This is a genomic window from Undibacterium sp. 14-3-2 (assembly GCF_016595265.1).
GTDB classification, from domain to species: Bacteria; Pseudomonadota; Gammaproteobacteria; order Burkholderiales; family Burkholderiaceae_D; genus Undibacterium; species Undibacterium aquatile.
The window spans coordinates 40,114-63,774 of the sequence record NZ_JAENGS010000005.1 but is presented as its reverse complement, the minus strand read 5'-3'; the positions used below and the strand labels follow the sequence as shown (position 1 = coordinate 63,774).

The window sequence follows — 23,661 nt, the reverse complement described above, 5'->3', positions numbered from 1 at the left end:
AGTTCTGTTTCATGCAAAATGATTTATTTGGAGCGCCAATTGAACCATCCTTCGCGACGGTGGCTGAGCGATCTGCTTACTTGCGTCGTGAAATTGAGCGCCACAGTCATGCCTATTATGTGCAGGATCAGCCGACTATTCCTGATAGTGAATACGATAAATTATTCGCTGAACTACAAAAAATCGAAACGGATTTCCCTGACTTAAGAACAGCCGACTCGCCGACCTTGCGTGTCGGTGGACAGGCTTTACCTGAATTCGGCCAGGTGCAGCACGCAGTTCCTATGCTGTCGCTGAACAATGGCTTTGAAGATGAAGACGTGCTTGCGTTTGATAAGCGGGTTCGCGAAGGATTAAATGCCAGTAACGAGATTGAGTATGCGATCGATCTGAAGTTTGACGGGCTTGCTATTAATCTGCGCTATGTTGATGGCGTTTTCACGCAGGCTGCAACGCGTGGCGATGGTTTTACCGGCGAAGATGTGACGGAAAATATCCGCACCATACGCAGCATACCGCTACGGCTGAATACGCCGCACCCGCCAGCATTGCTGGATGTGCGTGGTGAAGTTCTGATGTTTAAACGCGACTTCGAAAAATTGAATCAGCGCCAGCGTGATGCAGGGGCTAAAGAATTTGCCAATCCACGCAATGCGGCCGCTGGCAGTTTGCGGCAACTTGATTCCAAAATCACTGCGCAGCGTAATTTACGTTTTTTTGCTTATGGCATTGGTGCGCTTGACGGTGCTGAGTTACCCGCGTCGCATCGCGCGCTGCTGGCGTGGTACCGCGATCTTGGTATTCCTGTCTGTGATGAAAATGCGTTGGTGAGCGGTGCCTCTGGTTTGCTCGATTTTTATCGTGCTATACAACAGAAACGTCCTGCGCTGGCTTATGAAATTGACGGCGTCGTTTATAAAGTGAACGATTTTGTCCAGCAGACGGAATTGGGCTTCGTGTCACGCGCCCCGCGCTTTGCGCTGGCGCATAAGTTTCCAGCCGAAGAAGCAATGACCCTGGTGCAGGGAATTGATATTCAGGTCGGACGTACTGGCGCATTGACGCCAGTCGCAAGGCTGGCACCGGTATTTGTCGGCGGTGTCACAATCACCAACGCCACCTTACACAATGAAGATGAGGTCAGACGCAAGGATGTGCGGTGCGGTGACACCGTGATCGTACGACGTGCCGGCGACGTGATTCCAGAAGTGGTTGCTGTCGTGTTGGAGTGGCGACCTGAGCCTGCGCCAGCCGCATTTGAAATGACCAAATCTTGTCCCGTATGCGGTTCCCATGTGGTCAGGGAAGAGGGTGAGGCGATTGCGCGCTGCTCCGGTGGTTTGTTTTGTTCCGCTCAACGTAAAGAGGCTATTCGTCACTTCGCTGGTCGCAGGATGATGGATGTTGAAGGTCTGGGTGAGCGTTATATCGAGAATCTGGTTGAACTCGGCTATGTGCATGGTATTGCCGATTTGTACAAGCTGACGCTGGATAATCTGCTGGAAATGAAACAACGGGCGGATGAGCGCGACGGCATCACGCCTGAAACTGTTCAGCAAGGGAAAATCGCCACTAAATGGGCGGAAAACTTACTTACCGCGATTGCGGCCAGCAAGCAGCCGTCTTTAGATCGCTTATTGTTTGCACTTGGCATCCGGCATGTCGGCGAATCGACAGCGAAAACGCTGGCCGACTGGTTGGGGCAACTTGCTTTGATACGTCATGCGCCATCGGCCTTATTACGTGTCTTACCGGATATCGGCGCAACCGTCGCTGATGCGATCGCTGATTTTTTTGCAGAACCTAAAAATCAGCAGGCGTTGGACGCTCTTTTACAGGCGGATGTTTTGCCAAAAGACGAACATGCGCCCAGTGCGAAATTGCGTGAGCGCCTCGAATTTGCAGTGCTGCTGGCAGCGTTGGATATCCCGAAACTGACGGCAACCCGATGCAAACAATTGCAAGATCGCGGCATGTCGATGAAGAATCTGGCAGCATTGGGAGATGACGGTTTTACTGATCTTGGTTTGCCGTCGGATGTGCATGCGGCGCTGATGCAATGGTTGGCACTTCCCGAAAACCGGCAGCGTTTGTTGGGACTGGAAAAAATTGCGCAGGAATTGCTGCAGCAGTTGCCGCAGGCTGCAGAAGATGAGGGCGTATTTGCCGGAAAAACATTTGTCCTCACTGGAACCTTACCGACATTAACGCGCGATCAGGCGACCGCCATGATTGAAGCGGCAGGTGGCAAGGTGGCGGGATCAGTGTCGAAAAAGACCAGCTATGTTGTGGCTGGTGAAGAGGCAGGCAGCAAGTTAGTGAAGGCAAGAGAATTAGGTGTCGCTGTTTTGACAGAAGCAGATTTACTTCAATTATGTTCCAGGAGCTGAAATGAGAAAAATTAAAAAAGCCGTTTTCCCTGTTGCCGGTTTGGGCAGCCGTTTTTTACCGGCGACTAAAGCGCAACCAAAGGAAATGCTGCCTATCGTTGATAAGCCGCTGATTCAGTATGCGGTCGAAGAGGCGGTGGAAGCGGGGATTACAGAAATGGTGTTCATCACCGGCCGGAACAAGCGCGCGATTGAAGATCATTTTGATAAAGCCTACGAATTGGAAAGTGAGCTTGAGGCCGCAGGCAAAGAGGCTCTGCTTGATCTTGTGCGTAATGTGATTCCGAAAAGCGTCAATTGTATTTACATTCGCCAGCCAGCCGCGCTTGGACTTGGTCACGCGGTGCTGTGTGCCCGTCCTGTGATTGGCGACGATCCTTTTGCCGTTCTGCTGGCCGATGATCTGATGGATGCCGATGTGGGGCAGCCATCAGTCATGGCGCAGATGACGAAGCAATATGAGGCTGAAGGCGGCAGTATTATTGCGGTTCAGGATGTGCCACGCGAATTCACCCGTCAGTACGGTATCGTCAGTGGCACGCCATACAAAGACAGACTCGAGCGTATGCAGGGAATTATTGAGAAACCGATGCCGGATGTTGCACCTTCCACCCTGGCCGTGGTTGGACGCTATATCTTGTCCGGTCGTATTTTCTCTTACCTCGAAAATCTGGGCAAAGGATCTGGCGGTGAAATTCAACTGACCGATGGTATCGCAGCGATGCTGAAAGATTACCCTGTCTATGCATACCGCCCGGCAGCAACACGTTATGACTGTGGTTCTAAACTTGGTTACCTCAAAGCCAGCGTGGCACTTGGTTTGAAACACAAAGAAACCAGCGCAGAATTTACTGAATTCTTAAAATCGATCAAGTAATCAGCCACATAATTGCAGCGTGACCAGATCATTGCGATCTGGTCTTTTTTTTTGCGTCTTTTTTAAATTGATGTATCTTGGTTGTCGCGATAGCTATCAATCTGAAGTAAGGAAAAAATATGATCCATCCGATTCTGAAAATGGGCGATCCGCGTTTGTTGCGCGTCGCAGAGCCAGTCACTGAATTCGATACGCCGGAACTACATCAGTTGATCAGTGAGATGTTTGAGACCATGGCTGCGGCCAATGGTGCGGGTTTGGCTGCACCACAAATCGGCGTGAATCTGCAATTGGTTATTTTTGGCTTTAAATCGAATCCGCGCTATCCCGATGCACCCGTTGTGCCGGAAACAGTCTTGCTCAATCCCGAGCTGACGCCACTCAGTGATGAAACCGACGAGGCCTGGGAAGGTTGCTTGTCGGTACCCGGAATGCGCGGGCTGGTACCGCGTTGGTCGGCTTTGCGATATGAAGGCGTTGATCAGTTCGGCAAGCCTATCTGCCGTGACGTCGATGGTTTTCATGCCCGCGTCGTGCAGCATGAATGCGATCATCTGAACGGCATTTTGTATCCGATGCGCATCCGCGATATGAGGCAATTCGGTTTTACCGAAGTATTATTTCCGGAACTGGACCCGGCAGACGACGACTAATCCTGCATCTGGCTTTGGAGGGGCTGAATATACTCCCCCGGAGTATTATTTACAGCCCTTATTATTCAAGGACATGAGCTATAAAATGACAAAAATAGGGGGGAGTATCTGATTCAGTGATATCAGATCGTGTTTTTTAGCGATCAGAATTGTTCGTCTTCACGCAGATAGCGCCATTGCCCTTCGGGTAAATTACCCAGTCTGACTTTGCCGATACGCACTCGCTTTAAACCCAGGACGCGCAAGCCCACCATGTCGCACATACGGCGAATCTGACGTTTTTTCCCTTCACGCAAAATGAAGTGCAATTGATCTTCATTTTGCCAACTGACTTTGGCAGGCAGCAATTTTTTACCATCGAGCATCAGGCCGTGATTCAGTCGGCGCAGATCTGCATCGGGCAATCTGCCCGGTTTGGAATAAGCAACCCGCACCAGGTATTCTTTTTCGACGACCGTATTTTCACCGATCAGCTGTTTGGCAATCCTGCCATCCTGCGTCAGCACCAATAAGCCAACGGAATCAATATCGAGACGGCCTGCAGGTACCAGACTACGCAATTGGGTAGGATGAAATGCCGTATCGACCTTGCATTCTGACCAGCGGTTTTCCGGTTTGATCAGCGCAATCGCTGGTGTGTAGCCATCTTCTGCCTGACCACTGACGTAGCCAACTGGCTTATTGATCAGAACGGTCACGCGCTTGGATTGTTCAGCCGCCGCTTGTCGTTCAACCGTTACTTTTTGATGCGGCAATACTTTACTGCCGAGTTCGGAGATGACCTGGCCATCGACGCGTACCCAGCCGCGGGCGATCCATTCATCCGCTTCGCGGCGGGAGCACAATCCGAGTTCGGACATGCGTTTTGAGAGTCTTACTAATTCTGTCATGGTGAAATATCAGGCAGTGAATCCGGAAATGCAGGTCCGGATGGAAAAAAGGATGCGAGTTTACACCCGTAATGCGTCCAACAGATCAGTTTCAAACTGAATCTGGGTACGAGCGCCTTGCAGCGCAGCGCCATCAACGATAAACACGTCTTCAACCCGCTCGCCCAGCGTCATGATCTTCGCGGTGTGCAGATTGATTTTGTATTTCGTCAGTACCTCGGCAATCGAATACAGCAAACCATTTTTGTCATTCGCAGAGATCGACAATAAATAATACTGGCCTTTTTCATCCGGCCGTAAATCGACCGTCGGGACGATAGGGAAGTTGCGCGACATGCGCGATAACCGCCCGCGATTCGGCGGCGATAATGGCGTTTGCTGCGCCAGCGATTCACTCAGTTCGTGTTCGATCAGGTTAATGATGTCGCGATACTGATGCGCAAAGCTAGGCTCGCTGACCATGAAGGTGTCGAGTGCGTAACCGTTTTTACAGGTATGAATTTTGGCGTCGAGAATATCGAAATTTTTGCTGTCAAAATAATTGCAAATCCGAGCGAACAAATCCGGCTGATCTTTGACATAGACGGTGACCTGAAGGCCTTCGCCTATCGTTGATAAACGGCATTTCACTACTGGCGTACTGCTATCAATTCTGTCGTACAGTACTCTGGTTTGCCAGGCGATATCAGATGCGTCATGGCGCAGGAAATAGCCGACATCCAGTTGTTGCCAGAGTTTTTCATGTGCGTCCGGCGGAATGCCGACCAGGCGTAAGGCTTTCAGTGCATCGTTCTGACGATTTTTTAATACGCTGTCTTTTGATGGCGCTTCACCGCCAAGAACGCGTAAGGTCATACGATACAGGTCTTCCAGCAGCTTGGCTTTCCAGCCGTTCCATACTTTCGGGCTGGTGCCGCGGATATCAGATACGGTCAGCAAATACAGGGCGGTCAGATGACGCTCGTCTTTTACTAATTTGGCGAAATTCAGCACGACATCCGGATCGGATAAATCCTGCTTTTGCGCAACTTGCGACATGGTCAGATGGTTCTGTACAAGGAAAATCACCAGTTCCGTATTCGCGCGGTTCAGTCCGTGGTCGTAACAAAATTTCTTCGCATCGGCCATTCCAAGCACAGAATGGTCGCCGCCGCGACCTTTGGCGATATCATGGAACAGCGCTGCGATATACAGCACCCAAGGCTGATCGAAATTGGCGATCAACTGGCTGCAGAACGGATATTCATGGGCATGCTCAGGCATCGTGTAGCGGCGCAGATTGCGCACGACCATCAGGATATGCTGATCGACGGTGTAGGCATGAAACAGATCATGTTGCATCTGTCCGATAATCCGCCGGAAATTGGGCAGATAACGGCCGAGTATGCTCATCTGATTCATGCGCCGCAAAGCATGCGTGATGCCCTGTGGGGCCTGCAATATCTGTAAAAAGAGTGAGCGATTGAAAATGTTGTGCCTGAATTCGGCATCAATCAGCAAGCGGGCATGCCATAACGCGCGCGTTGTTCGCGCTGTCATACCTTTCAGTTCACTATGGCGCGCCATCACGAGAAAAATTTCCAGTAACGCTGACGGATTGCTTTGGAACGTGTCGTCAGAGGCAATATCGATGAAGCCATTGACCTCATTGAAGCGCTCATTGATGGGACGTGGCACCGAGGGCTGAGGAAACAAAACGGCTTCGATATTCTGCAGCAGTATCAGATTTAACTGGGTGACCGCTTTGGCGGCCCAGTAATATCGCTGCATCAGATATTCGCTGGCACGTCGCGATTCCGTCGTTTTGAATCCGAATGATTCTGCAATCGGTGTCTGTATATCAAACACTAGCCGGTCTTCACGGCGTCCCGCAGCGATGTGCAGGCGTGCGCGTATGTCTTTAAAGGCGCGTTCATTACGTTTGAGTTGATGCGCTTCGGTGTCGGTAATCAGACCGCGCTGCGCCAGTTCTCGCCAGGAATTGCCGAGATTAGCTGCCCTGGCAACCCAGAGGATGACTTGTAAGTCGCGCAGACCACCAGGACTTTCCTTGCAATTCGGCTCCAGACTGTATGGCGTGTCTTCATATTTGACATGCCGCTGCCGGAGCTCCAGCAGTTTTTCCTGGAAAAATTTTTGCGGATTCATTGCCTCTGCGTAGCATTGTTGCAGCTTACGGAACAGGCTGCGACTGCCGCAGACCAGACGCGCCTCAAGCATGCTGGTCTGCACAGTAATATCTGCTGCCGACTCCTGAAGGCATTCTTCTACCGTACGTATACTGTGACCGATATCGAGTCCGATGTCCCAGAACAACTGCACCAGACACTCAAGTTTGCTTTGCGTTTCTGCTGTCGGCGCTTTGTCCAGTAAGATCAGAACATCCACATCAGAATAAGGAAAAAGCTCGCCGCGACCATAACCTCCGACGGCGACCAGTGAACATTCCTTGGGTATGTCGAAATGTTTCCAGATCTTTTCCAGCACATGATCCACACTGCGGCATAAACCCTTCAGTAACTGTTCAGCTTTGTGATTGTCATTAAACGCCAGTATTGCTGACGCTTGTGCTGACTTGATTTCTTCTTTGAATGCAAGTGCTGGTGAAAGCATTATTCCGGGTCGCCTTGTACGTTTAAACGAGTTGAATGTAGTCAGGAATTGGTGGGTAGCCAGCCGACAACGTTAAGATTTCATAACCTGTTTCGGTGACGAGCACAGTATGTTCCCATTGTGCAGACAAGCTGCGGTCTTTGGTGCGGATAGTCCAGCCGTCACCCATGGCGCGAATCTCACGTCGGCCGGCATTAATCATCGGTTCTACGGTAAAAATCATGCCCGCTTCCAGTTTTTCCATGGTGCCGGGTTTGCCGTAATGCATGACCTGAGGCGCTTCGTGGAAAACTTTACCGATGCCATGTCCACAAAACTCACGGACCACGCTGTAACCGGCTTTTTCAGCATGCTGCTGAATCACATGTCCAATGTCTCCCAGATAAGCGCCAGGTTTGATTTTTGAAATGCCCAGCCACATGCATTCATAAGTGATCTGGTTCAGGCGCTTGCTTAAAATAGATGGTTCACCAAGCAAAAACATACGACTGGTGTCACCGTGGTAGCCATCTTTAATGACGGTAATATCAAGGTTGACGGAATCGCCGTTTTTTAAGACTTTATCGCCAGGAATACCGTGACAGATCACGTCATTGACAGAAGTGCAGATTGCTTTCGGGTAGGGCGTGTAACCAGGAGGGCAATAGTTCAGCGGAGCCGGAATCGTGCCTTGTACATTCACCATATATTCGTGACAAAGACGATCAAGTTCACCGGTTGTTACGCCAACCTGAACGAATGGGGTAATGTAATCAAGGACTTCTGATGCCAGTTTTCCGGCGATACGCATACCGGCGATATCTTCCGCGGTTTTAATTGAAATGGATTCCATATTGTTTCGTAGTAGAGCAGCGATATTGAATTGAATGAAAAAGAATGCATCGCTGCGTGAGAAAGTGCGATAAATAAGTGCTATCAGCAGGTAATCAATAATTATAGACGTGAAAAGTGCGCCTGTCGCAGTGAAGTCAACTTCATACTTGAGGAGAATCGCAATTTCATAGTAGAATAGATGGTTAGCTTGTAAATGAATGCAAATTTCTTATAGGTTAATTCATATTCTTATCAATCGAATCCGGTCGAAAAGGGTGTCTTTTCTGCTCAGGTAGAGAGATCACTGGCTGGATTCAAGACCTAACCCTGGAGTTTATTATGTCTGTAACAATGCGTGAAATGCTGGAAGCTGGCGTGCACTTTGGTCACCAAACACGTTTTTGGAATCCAAAAATGGCACCGTACATCTTCGGTCACCGCAACAAAATTCATATCGTTAACCTGGAAAAAACACTGGCTTTGTACCAGGAAGCGATGAAGCATATCCGTCAATTGTCTGCAAATCGCGGCACAATTCTGCTGGTTGGTACAAAACGCCAATCTCGCGAAATCATCGCAGCAGAAGCGCAACGTGCAGGTATGCCTTACGTTGATCAACGTTGGTTGGGTGGTATGCTGACTAACTTCAAAACAGTAAAAACATCGATCAAGCGCCTGAAAGAAATGGAAGCTGCTGTTGAAGATGGTTCCGTAGAGAAGTTGTCCAAAAAAGAAGCGCTGATGTTTGATCGTGAAATGATTAAACTGCAAAAATCTATCGGCGGTATCAAGGATATGGGCGGCGTTCCTGATGCAATTTTCGTGGTTGACGTTGGCTACCACAAAGGTGCAATTACTGAAGCAGCTAAACTCGGCATCCCTGTTATCGGCGTGGTCGATACTAACCACTCTCCTGAAGGTGTTGCTTACATCATTCCTGGTAATGATGACTCATCCAAGGCAATTGCTCTGTATGCCCGCGGTGTTGCTGATGCAATCCTGGAAGGCCGTGCAAACGCAGTGAATGAAGTTCTGGAAGCAGTGAAGCCAGGTTCTGACGAGTTTGTGGAAGTAGAGCAAGCGTAATTTTTGTTCAGATAGAGAGTTTCGGGGCGATTTATACCCGGGACGCGAAAAATGGGGCAACAGTCGTTCGCCCCTTTTTTTAAAACAAAATTTGATGATCAGTGCTGAATAGCACTACCGATTTAGGAGAATGACATGGCAGCGATTACAGCAGCGATGGTTGGTGCTTTGCGCGCAAAGACAGATGCGCCAATGATGGAATGCAAAAAAGCTTTGACAGAAGCTGATGGTGATATGGACCGTGCAGAAGAGATTCTGCGTGTAAAACTGGGTAGCAAAGCATCTAAAGCTTCCTCCCGCGTTACTGCGGAAGGTGTAGTTGCTTCTTATATTTCCGGTAATGTCGGTGCTTTGATCGAAGTTAACTGCGAAACAGACTTCGTTACAAAAAATGATGACTTCATTGCATTGGCTAACACTTGCGCTAAATTGATTGCTGAGCACAATCCAGCTGACGTAGCTGCTTTGGGCGCATTGCCACTCGATGGCAAGACAGTAGAAGAAGTTCGTGCAGCACTGGTTGGTAAGATCGGTGAAAACATGTCCTTCCGTCGTTTCGCACGTTTTGAAACACCAGCTAAGCTGACTTCTTATCTGCACGGCACACGTATCGGTGTTGTTGTTGAATTTGAAGGTGCTGATGAACAAGTTGGTAAAGACGTAGCAATGCATATCGCTGCGATGAAACCAGTTGCTTTGTCGACAGAACAAGTACCTGCGGAATTGATCGAAAAAGAACGTTCAGTTGCGTCTCAGAAAGCAGCGGAATCTGGCAAGCCAGCGGATATCGTTGAAAAAATGGTAGAAGGTTCTGTGCAGAAGTTCCTGAAAGAAGTTTCTTTATTCAATCAACCTTTCGTTAAAAATGACAAGCAAACTGTGGAGCAAATGCTCAAATCAGTTGGTTCGAATGTGAAAGCATTCACGATGTTTGTTGTTGGTGAAGGCATCGAGAAAAAAGTCGATGATTTCGCAGCAGAAGTGGCAGCTCAAGTAGCTGCGGCAAAACAAGCGTAATCAGGCGTAATAAAAAAACGGGCCGAAAGGCCCGTTTTTTTAAGCTCAGAAAAGTAGTTTCAGGATTATTTGGTTTGGATGTCACTTCAAATGTGAGCAAACCAAATGATTGCTTGTATTAATTTAATTTCTTAACTTTCCAGAAGGAGTCCTATCATGACAAAACCTGCTTACAAGCGCGTGCTCTTGAAGCTCTCTGGCGAAGCCCTCATGGGCGATGATTCATTTGGCATTAACCGTGCCACGATTGAACGTATGGTAGCGGATGTTGCAGAAATATCCCGCTTAGGTGTCGAGCTTGCTATCGTAATCGGTGGCGGCAATATATTCCGTGGCGTTGCTCCAGGTGCGCAGGGCATGGATCGTGCCACCGCCGATTATATGGGGATGCTCGCAACAGTGATGAATGCCTTGGCGTTAGCGGATGCGATGCGCCAGGCAGGGGTGACTGCACGCGTCATGTCTGCGATCGCAATTGATCAGGTGGTTGAACCTTATGTTCGCCCGAAAGCATTGCAATATCTGGAAGAGGGTAAGGTAATTGTGTTTGCGGCAGGTACCGGCAATCCATTCTTTACTACCGATACTGCTGCTGCCTTACGCGGGTCTGAAATCGGCGCTGAAATCGTTTTGAAGGCGACGAAGGTGGATGGTGTTTATACCGCAGATCCGAAAAAAGATCCGACTGCGACACGTTTTTCCACTATTTCATTTGACGAGGCCATCTCACGCCATTTGCAGGTGATGGATGCAACCGCATTTGCACTTTGCCGCGATCAGAAATTGCCAATCAAAGTATTCTCTATTGTTAAGCCTGGTGCGTTAAAGAATGTCATTATGGGTGAAGACGAAGGCACACTTGTCCACGTATAATGCAGCGTTTTTGATTGACTGGTTTAATTTTGATAAGGGTCTTTTGCTTTTTAAAGACTGAGAATTGATGTACAGGAGGGCAGTATGAGCGTAGCAGACGTTAAAAAAAATAGTGACCAGAGAATGCAGAAGTCGATTGAGACTCTGAAAGCGGACTTGTCGAAAGTTCGTACAGGCCGTGCACATACAGGCATTCTGGATCACGTGATGGTTGATTACTATGGTTCCCCGACAAATATCACTCAGGTTGCTAACGTAACGCTGATTGATGCGCGCACGATCGGTGTTCAGCCGTGGGAAAAGAAAATGCTGAGCACGATAGAAAAAGCAATTCGCGATTCTGATCTTGGTCTGAATCCATCGAGTCAGGGCGATATGATCCGTGTGCCAACGCCACCATTGACAGAAGAACGTCGTAAAGAAATGGTCAAGCTGGTGAAGACTGAAGGCGAAGGCGCGAAAATTGCTATTCGCAATATCCGTCGCGATGCCAATGAATCGTTGAAAAAAATGCTCAAGGAAAAAGAATGCTCTGAAGATGATGAGCGTCGTGCACAAGATGATATTCAAAAGCTGACAGACAAATTTGTCGCTGAAGTCGATAAGTTATTGGCTGAAAAAGAAAAAGAAGTGTTGACGGTTTAAGCTATTCACTAAGTCACATTTACTTGTTTTTTTTGGCTCAGATTTTGAATACGCTGTAAGTAAAACTACTTCTGACTCCTTTCTTTGTAGTGATCGGAGTTGGCGGTAGTTTTTTTTATGCTCACCTGAGGGTGTTATTTCTCAATTATTCGGTCTTTATGAGTCAGGTATTGCGGCGAGGGCAATTGTGAGTATGCCGGATAAAACCGTTTATACTCTGGCCGCAGAGGCAGTAAGCGATTGATCGCCTATTTTTTGAGTTCAGTGCAGCACAACATAATCAGACAGAGAGTCATTGATGTTAAAAACCCGCGTTATTACCGCGTTGATTTTGCTGGCCATTTTGTTGCCGGTTTTGTATTCAGGGAATTTCCTCGCTTTTTCGGTGATCGTGGTCGCCTTCTTTGGTGCGGCGATCTGGGAGTGTCAGCGTTTATTTAAAAAACCACTTCCTTTGCTGATGGCTGCAGGATGGGCTGCCTTCTTTGCTTATCTCTTATTTCATCTCGATAGCTTTTCTACGCCATTATTATTTGCCTTGTGTGTTGCCTTCTGGTTGTTACGACTGGCGCCGTTGCTGGCCAAGGGCTTGCCGCCTGAATTCGGGTTTTCAAATGGAATCCTGAGTACGCTGTACGGCATCGTTATTTTTGGATGTTTTATCGCGATTGCGGTGTTATTTAAAGTATCGCCGCTCTATCTGCTATCAGTCATGGCGATAGTATGGGTCGCGGATATTGGAGCGTATTTTTCAGGAAAAGCATTTGGGAAACATAAGCTGGCACCCTCTATTTCTCCCGGAAAATCCTGGGAGGGCGCTATTGGCGGTGGCGTGGCGGTGCTGTTACTGGCTGCTGGCTCTGTCTATATTCCGGCACTACAAGACACATTCGCGGTACAGATTTTTCTGCGTAAAGGCTGGTTGGTTTTTTTTGGTGTGATGAGTTTACTTTGCGCTGCAAGTGTCATCGGCGATTTATTTGAATCCATGTTGAAACGACGGGTTGGCATGAAAGACAGCAGCAATCTCTTACCTGGCCATGGTGGCGTACTCGATAGAATTGATGCATTGATTCCCGTGTTGCCGCTGGCTGTTCTTCTGGATTTATGGCGTTAATAGTATGAGTTCACAGCGTGTTTGTATTTTAGGATCCACGGGATCTATCGGCGTTTCCACTCTGGATGTGATTGCCAGGCACCCGGATCGCTATCAGGTATTTGCATTGACGGCGCACACGCAGATAGAAAAACTCGCAGTCCAGTGTGTGCAATTTCAGCCGCAAGTTGTTGTTGTCGGTTCTGCCAGCGCAGCAGATGCGTTACGGCATTTGCTTGCAGAAAAAAAATTAGGTCAGATACAAATTCAATACGGGCCTGAAGCTTTGTGTGAGGTGGCCTCGTCTCCGGAGTGCGACAGTGTGATGGCGGCGATTGTCGGTGCGGCTGGTTTGCCGGCTTCGCTGGCTGCGGCACGTGCAGGTAAAAAAGTCATGCTCGCAAATAAAGAGGCGCTGGTAATGTCCGGCAACCTGTTTATGGATGCGATCAGGAAAAGCGGAGCGTCGCTATTGCCGATTGATAGCGAGCACAATGCGATATTTCAGTGCTTACCGCGGCATTATGATGGTCAGGCTGAACAGCACGGCGTCAGCAAAATTCTGTTAACAGCATCAGGCGGGCCGTTTTTGCATCGCGATATTGCAACGCTGACGGATGTCACGCCAGAGCAGGCAATTGCGCATCCGAACTGGGTGATGGGGCGAAAAATCTCTATCGATTCAGCTACCATGATGAACAAAGGGCTGGAAGTCATTGAAGCGCACTGGCTGTTTTCGGCACCTGCCGATATGATCGAAGTCGTGATTCATCCACAAAGCGTTATTCATTCCATGGTCTCTTATAACGACGGCTCTGTGCTGGCTCAACTGGGAAACCCGGATATGCGTACTCCTATTGCCTACGGACTTGCATATCCTGAACGCATTGCCTCTGGCGTATCGCCGTTAGATCTTGTAAAAGTCTCCAAGCTCAATTTCGAGGCGCCGGATTTCGCTCGTTTCCCCTGTTTGTCGCTCGCGTATCAGGCACTGAAAACAGGTGGCTCTGCACCAACGATATTGAACGCAAGTAACGAGATTGCTGTCCAAGCATTTTTAGACGGAAAAATCGGTTTCCGCGCGATAGATCAACTGATTGCACTATGCATGGATAAAATCGCTGTCACTCCAGTGACTGATCTTGATGGCATTTTGGCGGTTGATGCAGAAGCGCGTGCGGTTGCCCATACGATTGTGATGCAATGAAGTTGATTCAGACTATTCTCGCATTTATCGTCACACTCGGCACACTGGTGACGATACATGAGCTGGGACACTACATAGCTGCGCGTTTGTGTGGCGTCAAAGTATTACGTTTCTCTGTTGGTATGGGACGCGTGATTTTCTCCCGTAAGCTTGGTAAAGATCAGACCGAGTGGGCGATATCGCTGCTCCCGTTGGGCGGATACGTAAAGATGCTGGATGCTCGCGAGCAGGATGTGGCGGAAATTCCTCCTGCAGACTTGCCACGGGAATTTTGCCGTCAATCCGTCTGGAAGCGTATCGTCATTGTTGCTGCCGGCCCTGTGGCGAATTTTATTCTGGCGATCATGTTGTATTCGGCGTTGTTTGTTTACGGAATACCTGAGCCGGTCGCAAAAATCCGCGTTCCTTCTGACACTTCAATTGCATATGCATCTGGTTTGCGTCACGGTGATGTGATATCCGGCATCAATGGCAAGGCGATTCAGAGTTGGAGCGAAGTGCACTGGGAATTAATGCAGCGTGCACTGGAAAAAAATAATGCAGAAATTTCTGTTATTCGCACTTCAGATGATCGAACGAATCAGCAAATCAGACGTGTCATCGAATTACCGCTCAAGCAGCTTGGTAGTCAGGATCTGGAGGGTGATTTTATGTCGCAACTCGGATTTTCACTCGCGCGTCCGCCTGCTGTATTGGGCGAAATCCTGCCGGATGGTCCGGCTAGTCTCGCCGGGCTAAAAAAGGGTGACCTGATATTGCGCATCAACGGTGATCAGGTGCTTGATGGCCTGGCGTTTACAGAAAAGGTCAATGCCGCAGCCGGGCAGCGTTTGACTCTGCATGTCAAGCGTAACGGTAATGAGACTGATGTGGTGGCAACGCCGGTTGCAGACGAAGTTAACGGAACAAAAATCGGGCGTTTGAAAATTCAGATGATGCTCGCGCCAGAGATGACGATCGTACAGACCAACCTGATTGCATCGATAGGAAAGAGTGCGCAGAAAACCTGGGACACCAGCATCGTCAGCATAAAAATGCTATGGAAAATGGTGGTCGGTGAGGTTTCTTTGAAAAACATTACCGGTCCGTTGACTATTGCTGATTATGCAGGGCAGACATCAAGAGTTGGACTGATCAGCTATCTCAGCTTTATGGCGCTTATCAGTATCAGCCTTGGGGTCATGAATTTGCTGCCTATTCCTGTGTTGGATGGCGGTCATTTGTTGTATTATTCGCTGGAAGTTTTGACGGGCAAGCCAGTGTCTGAACGCTTTACTGAAATTGCACAACGTGCCGGAGTAGCATTGCTGATGGCAATCATGGCAGTCGCATTTTTTAATGATATAGCCCGACTAATGTCATAATAGTCAGCTTGATGATAAAAAACTCAATTCTGATCGCCATATTGAGAGTATTGAAAGAACTTTATACCCAATGAAATTACATATCGAGCATTTCACTTTGCCAAAATTTCGTCTTCATTCTATGGCTTTAGCCGCGCTCACTGTATGTTCAGGCAGCGCATTAGCGATACAACCTTTCACAGTAAAAGATATTCGCGTTGAAGGTTTGCAAAGAACAGAAGCAGGTACGGTATTCAGCTACTTGCCAGTCAAAGTCGGTGAAGTGTTTGATGACGCTAAAAGTACGACAGCGATCAAATCTTTATATGCGACCGGTTTTTTTAAAGATATTCAAATCGAAGAGCAAGACGGCGTGTTGGTAGTTTTGCTTGATGAGCGCCCAACCATTGCAGGCGTTGAATTCACAGGCACAAAAGAATTTGAAAAAGATGCCCTGGTAAAAGCATTGAAAGATATCGGCATTGGAGAAACGCGGATTTTTGATAAAGCAACCGTTGATCGTGCCGAGCAAGAATTGAAGCGCCAGTATTTGTCGAAAGGCTTATATGGTATGCAAATTACGACCACGATTACGCCAATCGAACGAAATCGTGTCAAAGTAACTTTCGCGGTAGATGAAGGCGAGATTGCCAAGATTGCGCAAATTAAAATCATAGGCAATAAAGCGTTTTCAGATGGCGAATTAAGAGACCTGATGGCATTAAATACGCCGACATGGTTCTCGTGGTACACCAAAGCCGATCAGTACTCCAAACAAAAATTATCCGGCGATATTGAAACCTTACGTTCGTTCTATCAGAATCGCGGCTATCTGGAAATGCAGATTCTCTCGACGCAGATTTCGATTACTCCCGATAAAAAAGATATTTACATCACGATCAATCTGACCGAAGGTGATAAATATACTGTTTCAAATATCAAGCTCGAAGGCGATATGTTCGGTCGTGAAGACGAACTCGCTTCGCTGATGTTACTCAAAAAGGGTGATATTTATAATGCGGCTCGCCTGACAGAAAGCACGAAACGGATTTCTGAACGTATGGGTAACTTCGGTTATGCGTTTGCGAATGTGAATGCAAACCCGATTCTGGACAAGGAAAAGAAAGAAGTTGCCTTCACCGTTTTTGTTGATGGCGGCAAGCGTGTCTATGTTCGTCGCATTAACCTTGCCGGTAATACGCGGACACGTGACGAAGTTATTCGCCGTGAATTCCGTCAGTTTGAAAGTTCCTGGTACGACGGCGAGAAAATTAAAGCCTCACGTGACCGCGTTGAACGCCTGGGTTATTTTGGCGACGTCAAATTGGAAACGCCGGAAGTGGCAACCAGTGCCGATCAGGTCGATGTGAATTTGTCTGTGACAGAAAAACCAACTGGCAATCTGACATTCGGTGCAGGTTATTCCAGCGCAGAAAAACTGACATTGTCCGGGGCAATTCAACAGGCTAACGTTTTTGGTAGCGGTGACACGATAGGCTTGGAAATTAATACCAGCCGACAATACCGTACCGTAGCTGTTTCGCATCTGGATCCATACTTTACCGACGATGGTATCAGTCGTAGTGTGGATGCGTATATGAGAACAACGAATCCGTTGATCGGCAGTACGTCTTACTACAAAATTCAGACTACTGGCGGCAATTTACGCTTTGGTGTTCCATTCTCTGAAGTCGACACCGTATTTTTTGGTATGGGCTTTGAGCGAACAAAGGTTGAGACAGACGCATCCAGTCCGAACCCGTATAAAAAATATGTTGCTAACTACGGTAATGGCACCAAAGATCAGACTGCCCTTGACTATGGCGTCGGAACCGCGACGACGAATTCTTTCCCATTGACGATTGCGTGGCAAAGGGATAGTCGCGACAGCGTACTGACACCGACCATCGGACGTTATCAGCGCGCCAACTTGGAAGTTGCTGCGATCGGTAATTTTAAATATTATCGCGCCATTTATAACGCTCAGTATTTCAAACCGATTTATCGCTCTGTGACACTGGCACTGAATGGTGAATTTGACTACGGTCACGGCTTGGGCGGAAACCCTTATCCGGTATTTAAAAACTTCTATGCTGGCGGTATTGGTTCGGTTCGTGGTTATGAGCCTTCATCTTTAGGCACTAAAGATTTCAACGGCAATTCCACTGGTGGTGCCAGTCGCGTGCTGGGTAATGTAGAATTACAGATTCCATTCCCTGGTGCGGATAAGTCCCTGCGTTGGTTCACGTTCATCGACGGTGGTCAGGTATTTGATGAAGGTCAAAAAATGCGCACGAGTGATTTGCGCTTCGGTGCGGGTATCGGTATAAGCTGGATATCTCCGGTGGGTCCTTTGAAACTGAGTTTCGGTCGTGCTTTAAATGCGAAACCTGATGATAAGAAACAAGCCTTCCAGTTCCAGATGGGTACAGGTTTCTAATTTAGATTTACATAAGTTTGTGTTACGGAGATTATTTTGAGTCAACATATTACCCCGTCCAAATTGTTCCAACGCTTGATGATTTGTGCGGCTTGCTTCGTCGGCGTTGCTCAAGTTCATGCGCAGGATTCCAGGGTCGCCATTTTTGATTCGCAGCGGGTGATACGTGAATCTGCACCGGCTAAGGCGGCAGAAGCTAAGATAGAGCAAGAGTTTTCCAAGCGCGGTAAAGATCTGCAAGATCTGGCGACGAAAATTAAGGCTATGGCGGATAGGTTGGATAAAGATTCTGCGGTGTTATCAGAGTCCGAAAGAATCAAACGTCAACGTGAGCTGACCGATCTGGATCAGGACTTCAAACGCAAACAGCGTATTTTTAACGAAGACCTGAATCAGCGTAAGAATGAGGAAATCGCCTCTTTAGTTGATCGCGCCTACAAAGTCGTCAAACAAATCGCTGAAACTGAAAAATACGACATCGTTTTACAAGACGCTGTTTTTTATAATCCACGCGTTGACATAACCGATAAGGTTCTCAAAGCGCTCGCCAAATAAGTTATGACCACAACGAGCACTCGGCTGGGGGAATTGGTCGATCGCTTCGGTGGTCAATTAATTGGTTCTCCAGATATCGTTGTCGTCGGTATCGCTCCATTGAGTGATGCCGGCGATACTCATATCACCTTTCTTTCCAATTCCAAATTAAGGCAGCAAGCCGCAGCGACCCACGCAGCAGCTTTGATTGTGACTGAAGCAGATCATGCGCAGATCGCAGCAGAATATAAGGGCGCGTGCATTATTACCGCTAACCCTTACGTCTATTTTGCACGTGCAGCGCAGTATTTTGCGTCCTTATCCGCAATTCATCCTGCTGTCGGCATTCATCCTAGTGCCTGGGTCAGCCCACATGCGGTTATTTCGCCCACCGCCAGTATCGGCCCGCATGTCAGTATCGACGCTGAGGCAATTATTGGTGACGCAGTTGTGATAGAGGCCGGTACCAGCATCGGCCGTGGCGTCACCATCGGTGATGGTTCCTTAATTCATGCCAATGTCAGTATTTATGATTATTGCGTGATAGGTCAACGCGCGATTATTCATTCCGGTGCGGTGATAGGTGCCGATGGTTTTGGTTTTGCGAATGAGCGTGGTGCCTGGATCAAAATTCCACAAACCGGTCGGGTATTGATTGGTGATGACGTCGAAATCGGTGCCAACACCAGTATTGATCGCGGCGCGCTGGCTGATACCATCATAGAAAATGGCGTCAAGCTGGATAATCAGATTCAGATCGGTCACAACTGCCACATCGGCGAACATACTGCGATGGCGGGTTGTGTCGGCGTTGCCGGCAGCGCAAAAATTGGTAAGCATTGTACCTTTGGTGGTGCAGCGATGGTGCTGGGACATTTAACGATTGTCGATAACGTCCATATTTCTTCCGGCAGCATGGTATCCCGCTCAATTTTGGAGCCAGGTCAATATACTGGTTTCTATCCATTGGCAAAGAATGCAGACTGGGAAAAAACGGCGGCGATTGTCCGCAATCTTTCCGGTATGCGTGAAAAAATTCGCCAACTTGAAAAAACAATTAAAACATTGACTGAGAAATCATCATGAACACACTGAACATTAACGAAATCAAAGAATATCTGCCGCATCGCTATCCAATGTTATTGGTCGATCGTGTATTGGATTGGGAACTGGGCAAGAGCATTACTGCGATCAAAAATGTGACGGCGAATGAGGAATTTTTCAACGGTCACTTCCCGAATAAACCAGTCATGCCTGGCGTGCTGATGATAGAAGCCCTCGCACAAACGGCAGCGATACTGTCATTTCTGACGATGGGTCAGAAGCCCGACGAAAAAACCATTGTGTATTTCCTCGGTATTGACGGTGCCCGTTTTAAACGTCCGGTTGAACCAGGTGATCAACTGAAAATGGAAGTGGAAATTTTGAAAGTGGCACGCGGCATCTGGAAATATAAAGCCAAAGGTACGGTTGATGGTCAACTGGCACTCGAAGGCGAACTGATGTGCACCATGCGTACGACTGACGACGCAACGGAGAAGTAATGGCTATCCATCCAACGGCGCTGGTTGATCCCAAGGCAAACCTTGACAGCACGGTTGAGGTTGGCCCATACGCTATTATTGGCCCGCATGTCAGTATTGATGCTGGGACAAAAATCGCTGCACATGTGGTGATCGATGGGCATACGACCATCGGCAAAGATAATCACTTTCACTCGTTTTCGTCTATCGGCGGCCCGCCACAAGACAAGAAATATGCAGGCGAAGTCACTTATCTTGAGATCGGTGACCGCAATCTGATTCGTGAATTCTGCACATTCAATTGCGGAACGGTGCAGGATAGAGGTATTACCAAAGTTGGCAGCGATAACTGGTTTCTTGCCTATGTACATATCGCGCATGACTGCACGGTCGGTAATCACACCATTTTTTCGAATAACGCCGCACTGGCAGGTCACGTTGAAATCGGTGACTGGGTCATCATGAGCGGTTTTTCTGCAGTTCATCAGTTCTGCAAGATCGGGGCGCACGCGTTCGTCGGTATGAATACCAGCCTGACGCAAGATGTGCCACCGTTTGTTTTGTTGTCCGGCAATCCGGCGCAAGCGCATGGCGTGAATCTCGAAGGGCTGAAGCGGCGGGGTTTCAGTCGCGATCAGTTGAACGCGATCCGGCAATCATACAAGCTGATTTACAAATCCGGGCTGACGCTGGAAGAATCTAAAGCAGCACTGGATGAGCAAATGTTGAGCCTTAGTGCAGACGCGGCGGCGCAGGTAAAACTGATGCGCGATTTCCTTGACGCGTCAACGCGCGGCATCGTGCGCTAAGGAACATTCGTGTCACTCTCAGCGTCATCACGTCCTATCATCTCTATGGTCGCCGGGGAAACCTCCGGTGACATGCTGGCTGCCCGCTTATTATCTGGTTTGCGCCCGCGTTTACCTGACTCACTGATGCATGGAATCGGTGGGCCGCGTATGGCGGAGCAGGGCTTTGTCAATGACTGGCCTATGGATAAGCTGTCGGTACGCGGTTTGTTTGAAGTGCTGATGCACTACCGTGAAATCAGCGGCATACGTAAAAATCTGAAGCAGCAGTTACTCGCAGAAAAACCGGATGTTTTCATCGGTGTGGATGCGCCCGACTTTAATCTGGATCTTGAAATACAGTTAAAGCAGGCAGGCATTCCGACCATTCATTACATCGGCCCATCGATCTGGGCATGGCGCGGCGGCCGCATTAAGAAAGTTGCCGAAGCGGTATCTCACATGCTGGTGATTTTCCCGTTTGAAGAACAGATTTATCGCGATGCAGGCATTCCTGTGACTTACGTGGGACATCCGCTGGCACAGGTCATTCCTATGGAAATCGACACTGCTGCTGCGCGAGAAGAACTTGGTCTGGATCCGCGATTTAAGGTCGTCGCCATTCTGCCAGGTAGCCGTATTTCCGAAATCAAATACAACACCGAAGCATTTATCGGTGCCGCAAAAATACTGATACAGCGCGATCCAAATTTACAGATCGTGGTGCCGATGGCAGGTAATAAACAGCGTAGTTACTACATCAAGCTGGTGGTCGCCGCGCGGTTAGAAGGCGTGCCGATTTTACTGATTGACGGCCGCTCGCATACGGCGATTGCAGCTGCGGATGCGGTACTGGTCGCCTCGGGCACAGCGTCTTTGGAAGTTGCGCTGTTCAAGAAGCCGATGGTGATCGCCTACAAAATGATGGAAGCATCGTGGCAGATACTCAAACACATGGGCTACCAGCCCTGGGTCGGTTTGCCGAATATACTTGAAAAAGAATTTGTGGTTCCTGAGTTTCTGCAATCTGCCGCCACACCGGAAGCGATGGCAGATGCGATCTGGCTGCAACTCAATGACGACAATATGCAAAAGAATCTGAAAGACAGATTCACAGCGATGCATCACAGCTTATTGCGGGATACGGCCAATATCTCGGCGCAAGCGGTGTTAGATGTGATTGCTCGCCGCTAAAAGTTGTATGTCTGTTGCCGATACCGCCTGATCAGGCATTTACCTTAGACTGTTAATTATGTACGTCGATTCCCATTGCCATATCAATTTCCCTGAACTCGCTACGCGTATGCCGGAAATCATGCAAAAAATGGCAGATAACGGCGTTACGCATGCACTCTGCGTGTCTGTAGATTTGCCCGATTTTCCGCAAGTGCTGGCCTTGGCTGAGCAATATCCGCATATTTACGCATCGGTTGGCGTGCATCCTGATTATGAAGATACGCCGGAGCCGAGCGCGGAGCAGTTGGTCGAATTGGCGCAACACCCACGCATCATCGCCATCGGAGAAACCGGGCTGGATTATTTCCGTCTGAAAGGTGACCTTGAATGGCAGCGTGAACGTTTTCGTCAGCACATCCGTGCGTCAAGGCTGAGTCGGAAGCCTTTGATTATTCATACCAGAGCCGCCGCAGAAGACACGATACGCATTCTGCGTGAAGAAGGTGCGGGAACGGCAGACGGCGGCGTCGCTGGTGTGATGCATTGTTTTACCGAATCGCTGGAAGTCGCATTGGCGGCGATAGAAATGGGCTTTTATATTTCTTTCTCCGGTATTTTGACCTTCAAAAGCGCCAAAGATTTACAAGCGGTCGCCAAAGCTTTGCCGTTGGATCGCATACTGATAGAAACCGATTCACCTTATCTGGCACCGATGCCGCATCGTGGCAAAATGAATGAACCAGGTTTTGTGCGTCACGTTGGTGAATTTCTGGCCGATCTCAAAGGCGTTTCTGTGACAGAAGTACAGGAAACCACCACGAAAAATTTCTTCAAGCTATTTCAGTTTGCCCATTGAGGTTCGCCATGCGCTTAACGCCTGCTGCTTTACTGCTTGTTCTTGCTTGTCTGATGCCGGTCGCAGCAAAAGCCGATGCTTATGCGGATTTTGTTTTCGCTGTGAAATTCAATGACGCGCCTGCAGTTCAGGAATTTTTACAACGCGGCATGGATGTCAACTCGGTAGAAGAATATCGCGGAGAATCGATGCTCATGACGGCACTCAGAAACAAATCCATGCGCGTTGTCGATTTGTTGCTGCAAGTGCCGGATCTGAAGATCAATGCCCGTGCAAAGAATGGCGATACCGCGTTGATGGTTGCCAGTTTTCTGGGGAATGCCGATGCAGTCAGAAAAATTATTGCCCGTGGTGCCGAGGTCAATCAGCCGGGCTGGACGGCGCTGCATTATGCTGCCGCAAATGGCAGTGTCGAAGCGATCGCCTTATTACTCGAACATCACGCCTACATCGATACCGAATCACCAAATAAAACGACGCCACTGATGATGGCAACCCGTTTTGGCAAACTTGATGCCGCCAGACTGTTGATAGGTGAGGGTGCTGATCTCACGCTGAAAAATGATCTCGGTATGACTGCGTTTGATTTTGCTAAAGAAAGTCAGCATGGCGATCTGATGGAACTTTTACAGCAATCGCTCACGGCGCAGAAAAAGTAAATCTACATCGCTGATTTTTGTTTCGTATTGTTCTGATTGCGGTGCAGCATATTGTTTATTCACGAAGCTCTGTGTTAAAGTTCGGACTTCTCAATTTTGGAGTTAATTCTGTGGACAGTTATAGTTGTCGATCCCCGATCGAGCTTAACCTGGCAATGTAAGCACAGATACTCTGCTGCTAC

Annotated in this window: 21 protein-coding genes; 18 read left to right on the top strand and 3 right to left on the bottom strand. The window is 48.5% G+C overall.

Annotated features, from left to right (window positions below):
- The first annotated feature begins 11 nt into the window (after nucleotides 1–11).
- From ligA to def, 3 genes are all read left to right on the top strand, one after another.
- On the top strand, nucleotides 12–2,390 hold the full coding sequence (gene ligA / locus Undi14_RS12240) for an NAD-dependent DNA ligase LigA (protein WP_200180556.1): 2,379 nt from the start codon (nucleotides 12–14) through the stop codon (nucleotides 2,388–2,390).
- A gap of 1 nt (nucleotide 2,391) precedes the next feature.
- Entirely contained in the window at nucleotides 2,392–3,267 is an 876-nt protein-coding gene (galU, locus tag Undi14_RS12235) for a UTP--glucose-1-phosphate uridylyltransferase GalU (protein WP_200180554.1), read from the top strand.
- 119 nt (nucleotides 3,268–3,386) lie between these two features.
- Complete coding sequence (gene def / locus Undi14_RS12230; protein ID WP_200180552.1) at nucleotides 3,387–3,920, top strand: peptide deformylase; 534 nt, start codon at nucleotides 3,387–3,389, stop codon at nucleotides 3,918–3,920.
- Nucleotides 3,921–4,063: 143 nt separating this feature from the next.
- Here def and Undi14_RS12225 read toward each other — a convergent pair whose 3' ends face one another.
- From Undi14_RS12225 to map, 3 genes are read right to left on the bottom strand one after another with little or no spacing between them, the layout of a single operon-like run.
- Nucleotides 4,064–4,810, bottom strand: coding sequence for a pseudouridine synthase (locus Undi14_RS12225; protein ID WP_186885352.1), 747 nt, complete (start codon nucleotides 4,808–4,810; stop codon nucleotides 4,064–4,066).
- A gap of 60 nt (nucleotides 4,811–4,870) precedes the next feature.
- Entirely contained in the window at nucleotides 4,871–7,423 is a 2,553-nt protein-coding gene (locus Undi14_RS12220; protein ID WP_200180551.1) for a [protein-PII] uridylyltransferase, read from the bottom strand.
- Between the two features lie 22 nt (nucleotides 7,424–7,445).
- A complete protein-coding gene (map, locus tag Undi14_RS12215) occupies nucleotides 7,446–8,255 on the bottom strand; it encodes a type I methionyl aminopeptidase (RefSeq protein WP_200180550.1) in 810 nt (269 codons plus the stop codon).
- A gap of 320 nt (nucleotides 8,256–8,575) precedes the next feature.
- Here map and rpsB point away from each other — a divergent pair, with 320 nt between their 5' ends.
- The 15 genes from rpsB (at nucleotide 8,576) to Undi14_RS12140 (ending at nucleotide 23,479) form a co-directional block, all read left to right on the top strand.
- Nucleotides 8,576–9,322 carry a 30S ribosomal protein S2 gene (gene rpsB, locus Undi14_RS12210; RefSeq protein WP_186885349.1) on the top strand — a complete coding sequence of 249 codons (747 nt, stop codon included), beginning with the start codon at nucleotides 8,576–8,578 and terminating at the stop codon, nucleotides 9,320–9,322.
- A 135-nt stretch (nucleotides 9,323–9,457) separates the two neighbouring features.
- On the top strand, nucleotides 9,458–10,339 hold the full coding sequence (gene tsf, locus Undi14_RS12205) for a translation elongation factor Ts (protein WP_200180549.1): 882 nt from the start codon (nucleotides 9,458–9,460) through the stop codon (nucleotides 10,337–10,339).
- 156 nt (nucleotides 10,340–10,495) lie between these two features.
- Complete coding sequence (gene pyrH, locus Undi14_RS12200; protein WP_186885347.1) at nucleotides 10,496–11,212, top strand: UMP kinase; 717 nt, start codon at nucleotides 10,496–10,498, stop codon at nucleotides 11,210–11,212.
- 84 nt (nucleotides 11,213–11,296) lie between these two features.
- Nucleotides 11,297–11,857, top strand: coding sequence for a ribosome recycling factor (frr, locus tag Undi14_RS12195; protein WP_186885346.1), 561 nt, complete (start codon nucleotides 11,297–11,299; stop codon nucleotides 11,855–11,857).
- A gap of 298 nt (nucleotides 11,858–12,155) precedes the next feature.
- Entirely contained in the window at nucleotides 12,156–12,974 is an 819-nt protein-coding gene (locus Undi14_RS12190) for a phosphatidate cytidylyltransferase (protein WP_200180548.1), read from the top strand.
- Nucleotides 12,975–12,978: 4 nt separating this feature from the next.
- Nucleotides 12,979–14,160 carry a 1-deoxy-D-xylulose-5-phosphate reductoisomerase gene (gene ispC / locus Undi14_RS12185; RefSeq protein ID WP_200180547.1) on the top strand — a complete coding sequence of 394 codons (1,182 nt, stop codon included), beginning with the start codon at nucleotides 12,979–12,981 and terminating at the stop codon, nucleotides 14,158–14,160.
- Nucleotides 14,157–15,524: an RIP metalloprotease RseP gene (rseP, locus tag Undi14_RS12180; protein WP_200180546.1), complete on the top strand. Its 1,368-nt coding sequence runs from the start codon at nucleotides 14,157–14,159 to the stop codon at nucleotides 15,522–15,524. Before ispC ends, rseP begins: the two co-directional genes overlap by 4 nt.
- A 70-nt stretch (nucleotides 15,525–15,594) precedes the next feature.
- Entirely contained in the window at nucleotides 15,595–17,943 is a 2,349-nt protein-coding gene (bamA, locus tag Undi14_RS12175; protein ID WP_200180545.1) for an outer membrane protein assembly factor BamA, read from the top strand.
- A gap of 78 nt (nucleotides 17,944–18,021) precedes the next feature.
- Nucleotides 18,022–18,498, top strand: coding sequence for an OmpH family outer membrane protein (locus Undi14_RS12170; protein WP_186885618.1), 477 nt, complete (start codon nucleotides 18,022–18,024; stop codon nucleotides 18,496–18,498).
- Between the two features lie 3 nt (nucleotides 18,499–18,501).
- A complete protein-coding gene (lpxD, locus tag Undi14_RS12165) occupies nucleotides 18,502–19,563 on the top strand; it encodes a UDP-3-O-(3-hydroxymyristoyl)glucosamine N-acyltransferase (protein ID WP_200180544.1) in 1,062 nt (353 codons plus the stop codon).
- Nucleotides 19,560–20,021, top strand: coding sequence for a 3-hydroxyacyl-ACP dehydratase FabZ (gene fabZ, locus Undi14_RS12160; protein ID WP_186885340.1), 462 nt, complete (start codon nucleotides 19,560–19,562; stop codon nucleotides 20,019–20,021). The genes lpxD and fabZ overlap by 4 nt, the downstream gene beginning before the upstream one ends.
- Nucleotides 20,021–20,809, top strand: coding sequence for an acyl-ACP--UDP-N-acetylglucosamine O-acyltransferase (lpxA, locus tag Undi14_RS12155; RefSeq protein WP_200180543.1), 789 nt, complete (start codon nucleotides 20,021–20,023; stop codon nucleotides 20,807–20,809). Before fabZ ends, lpxA begins: the two co-directional genes overlap by 1 nt.
- A 9-nt stretch (nucleotides 20,810–20,818) precedes the next feature.
- Nucleotides 20,819–21,982 (top strand): lipid-A-disaccharide synthase, encoded by a 1,164-nt coding sequence (gene lpxB / locus Undi14_RS12150; protein ID WP_370589947.1) that lies wholly within the window; start codon nucleotides 20,819–20,821, stop codon nucleotides 21,980–21,982.
- A 58-nt stretch (nucleotides 21,983–22,040) separates the two neighbouring features.
- Nucleotides 22,041–22,820, top strand: a complete 780-nt coding sequence (locus Undi14_RS12145; protein WP_200180541.1) for a TatD family hydrolase — start codon at nucleotides 22,041–22,043, stop codon at nucleotides 22,818–22,820.
- A gap of 8 nt (nucleotides 22,821–22,828) precedes the next feature.
- On the top strand, nucleotides 22,829–23,479 hold the full coding sequence (locus tag Undi14_RS12140; RefSeq protein WP_200180539.1) for an ankyrin repeat domain-containing protein: 651 nt from the start codon (nucleotides 22,829–22,831) through the stop codon (nucleotides 23,477–23,479).
- Nucleotides 23,480–23,661 lie beyond the last annotated feature (182 nt).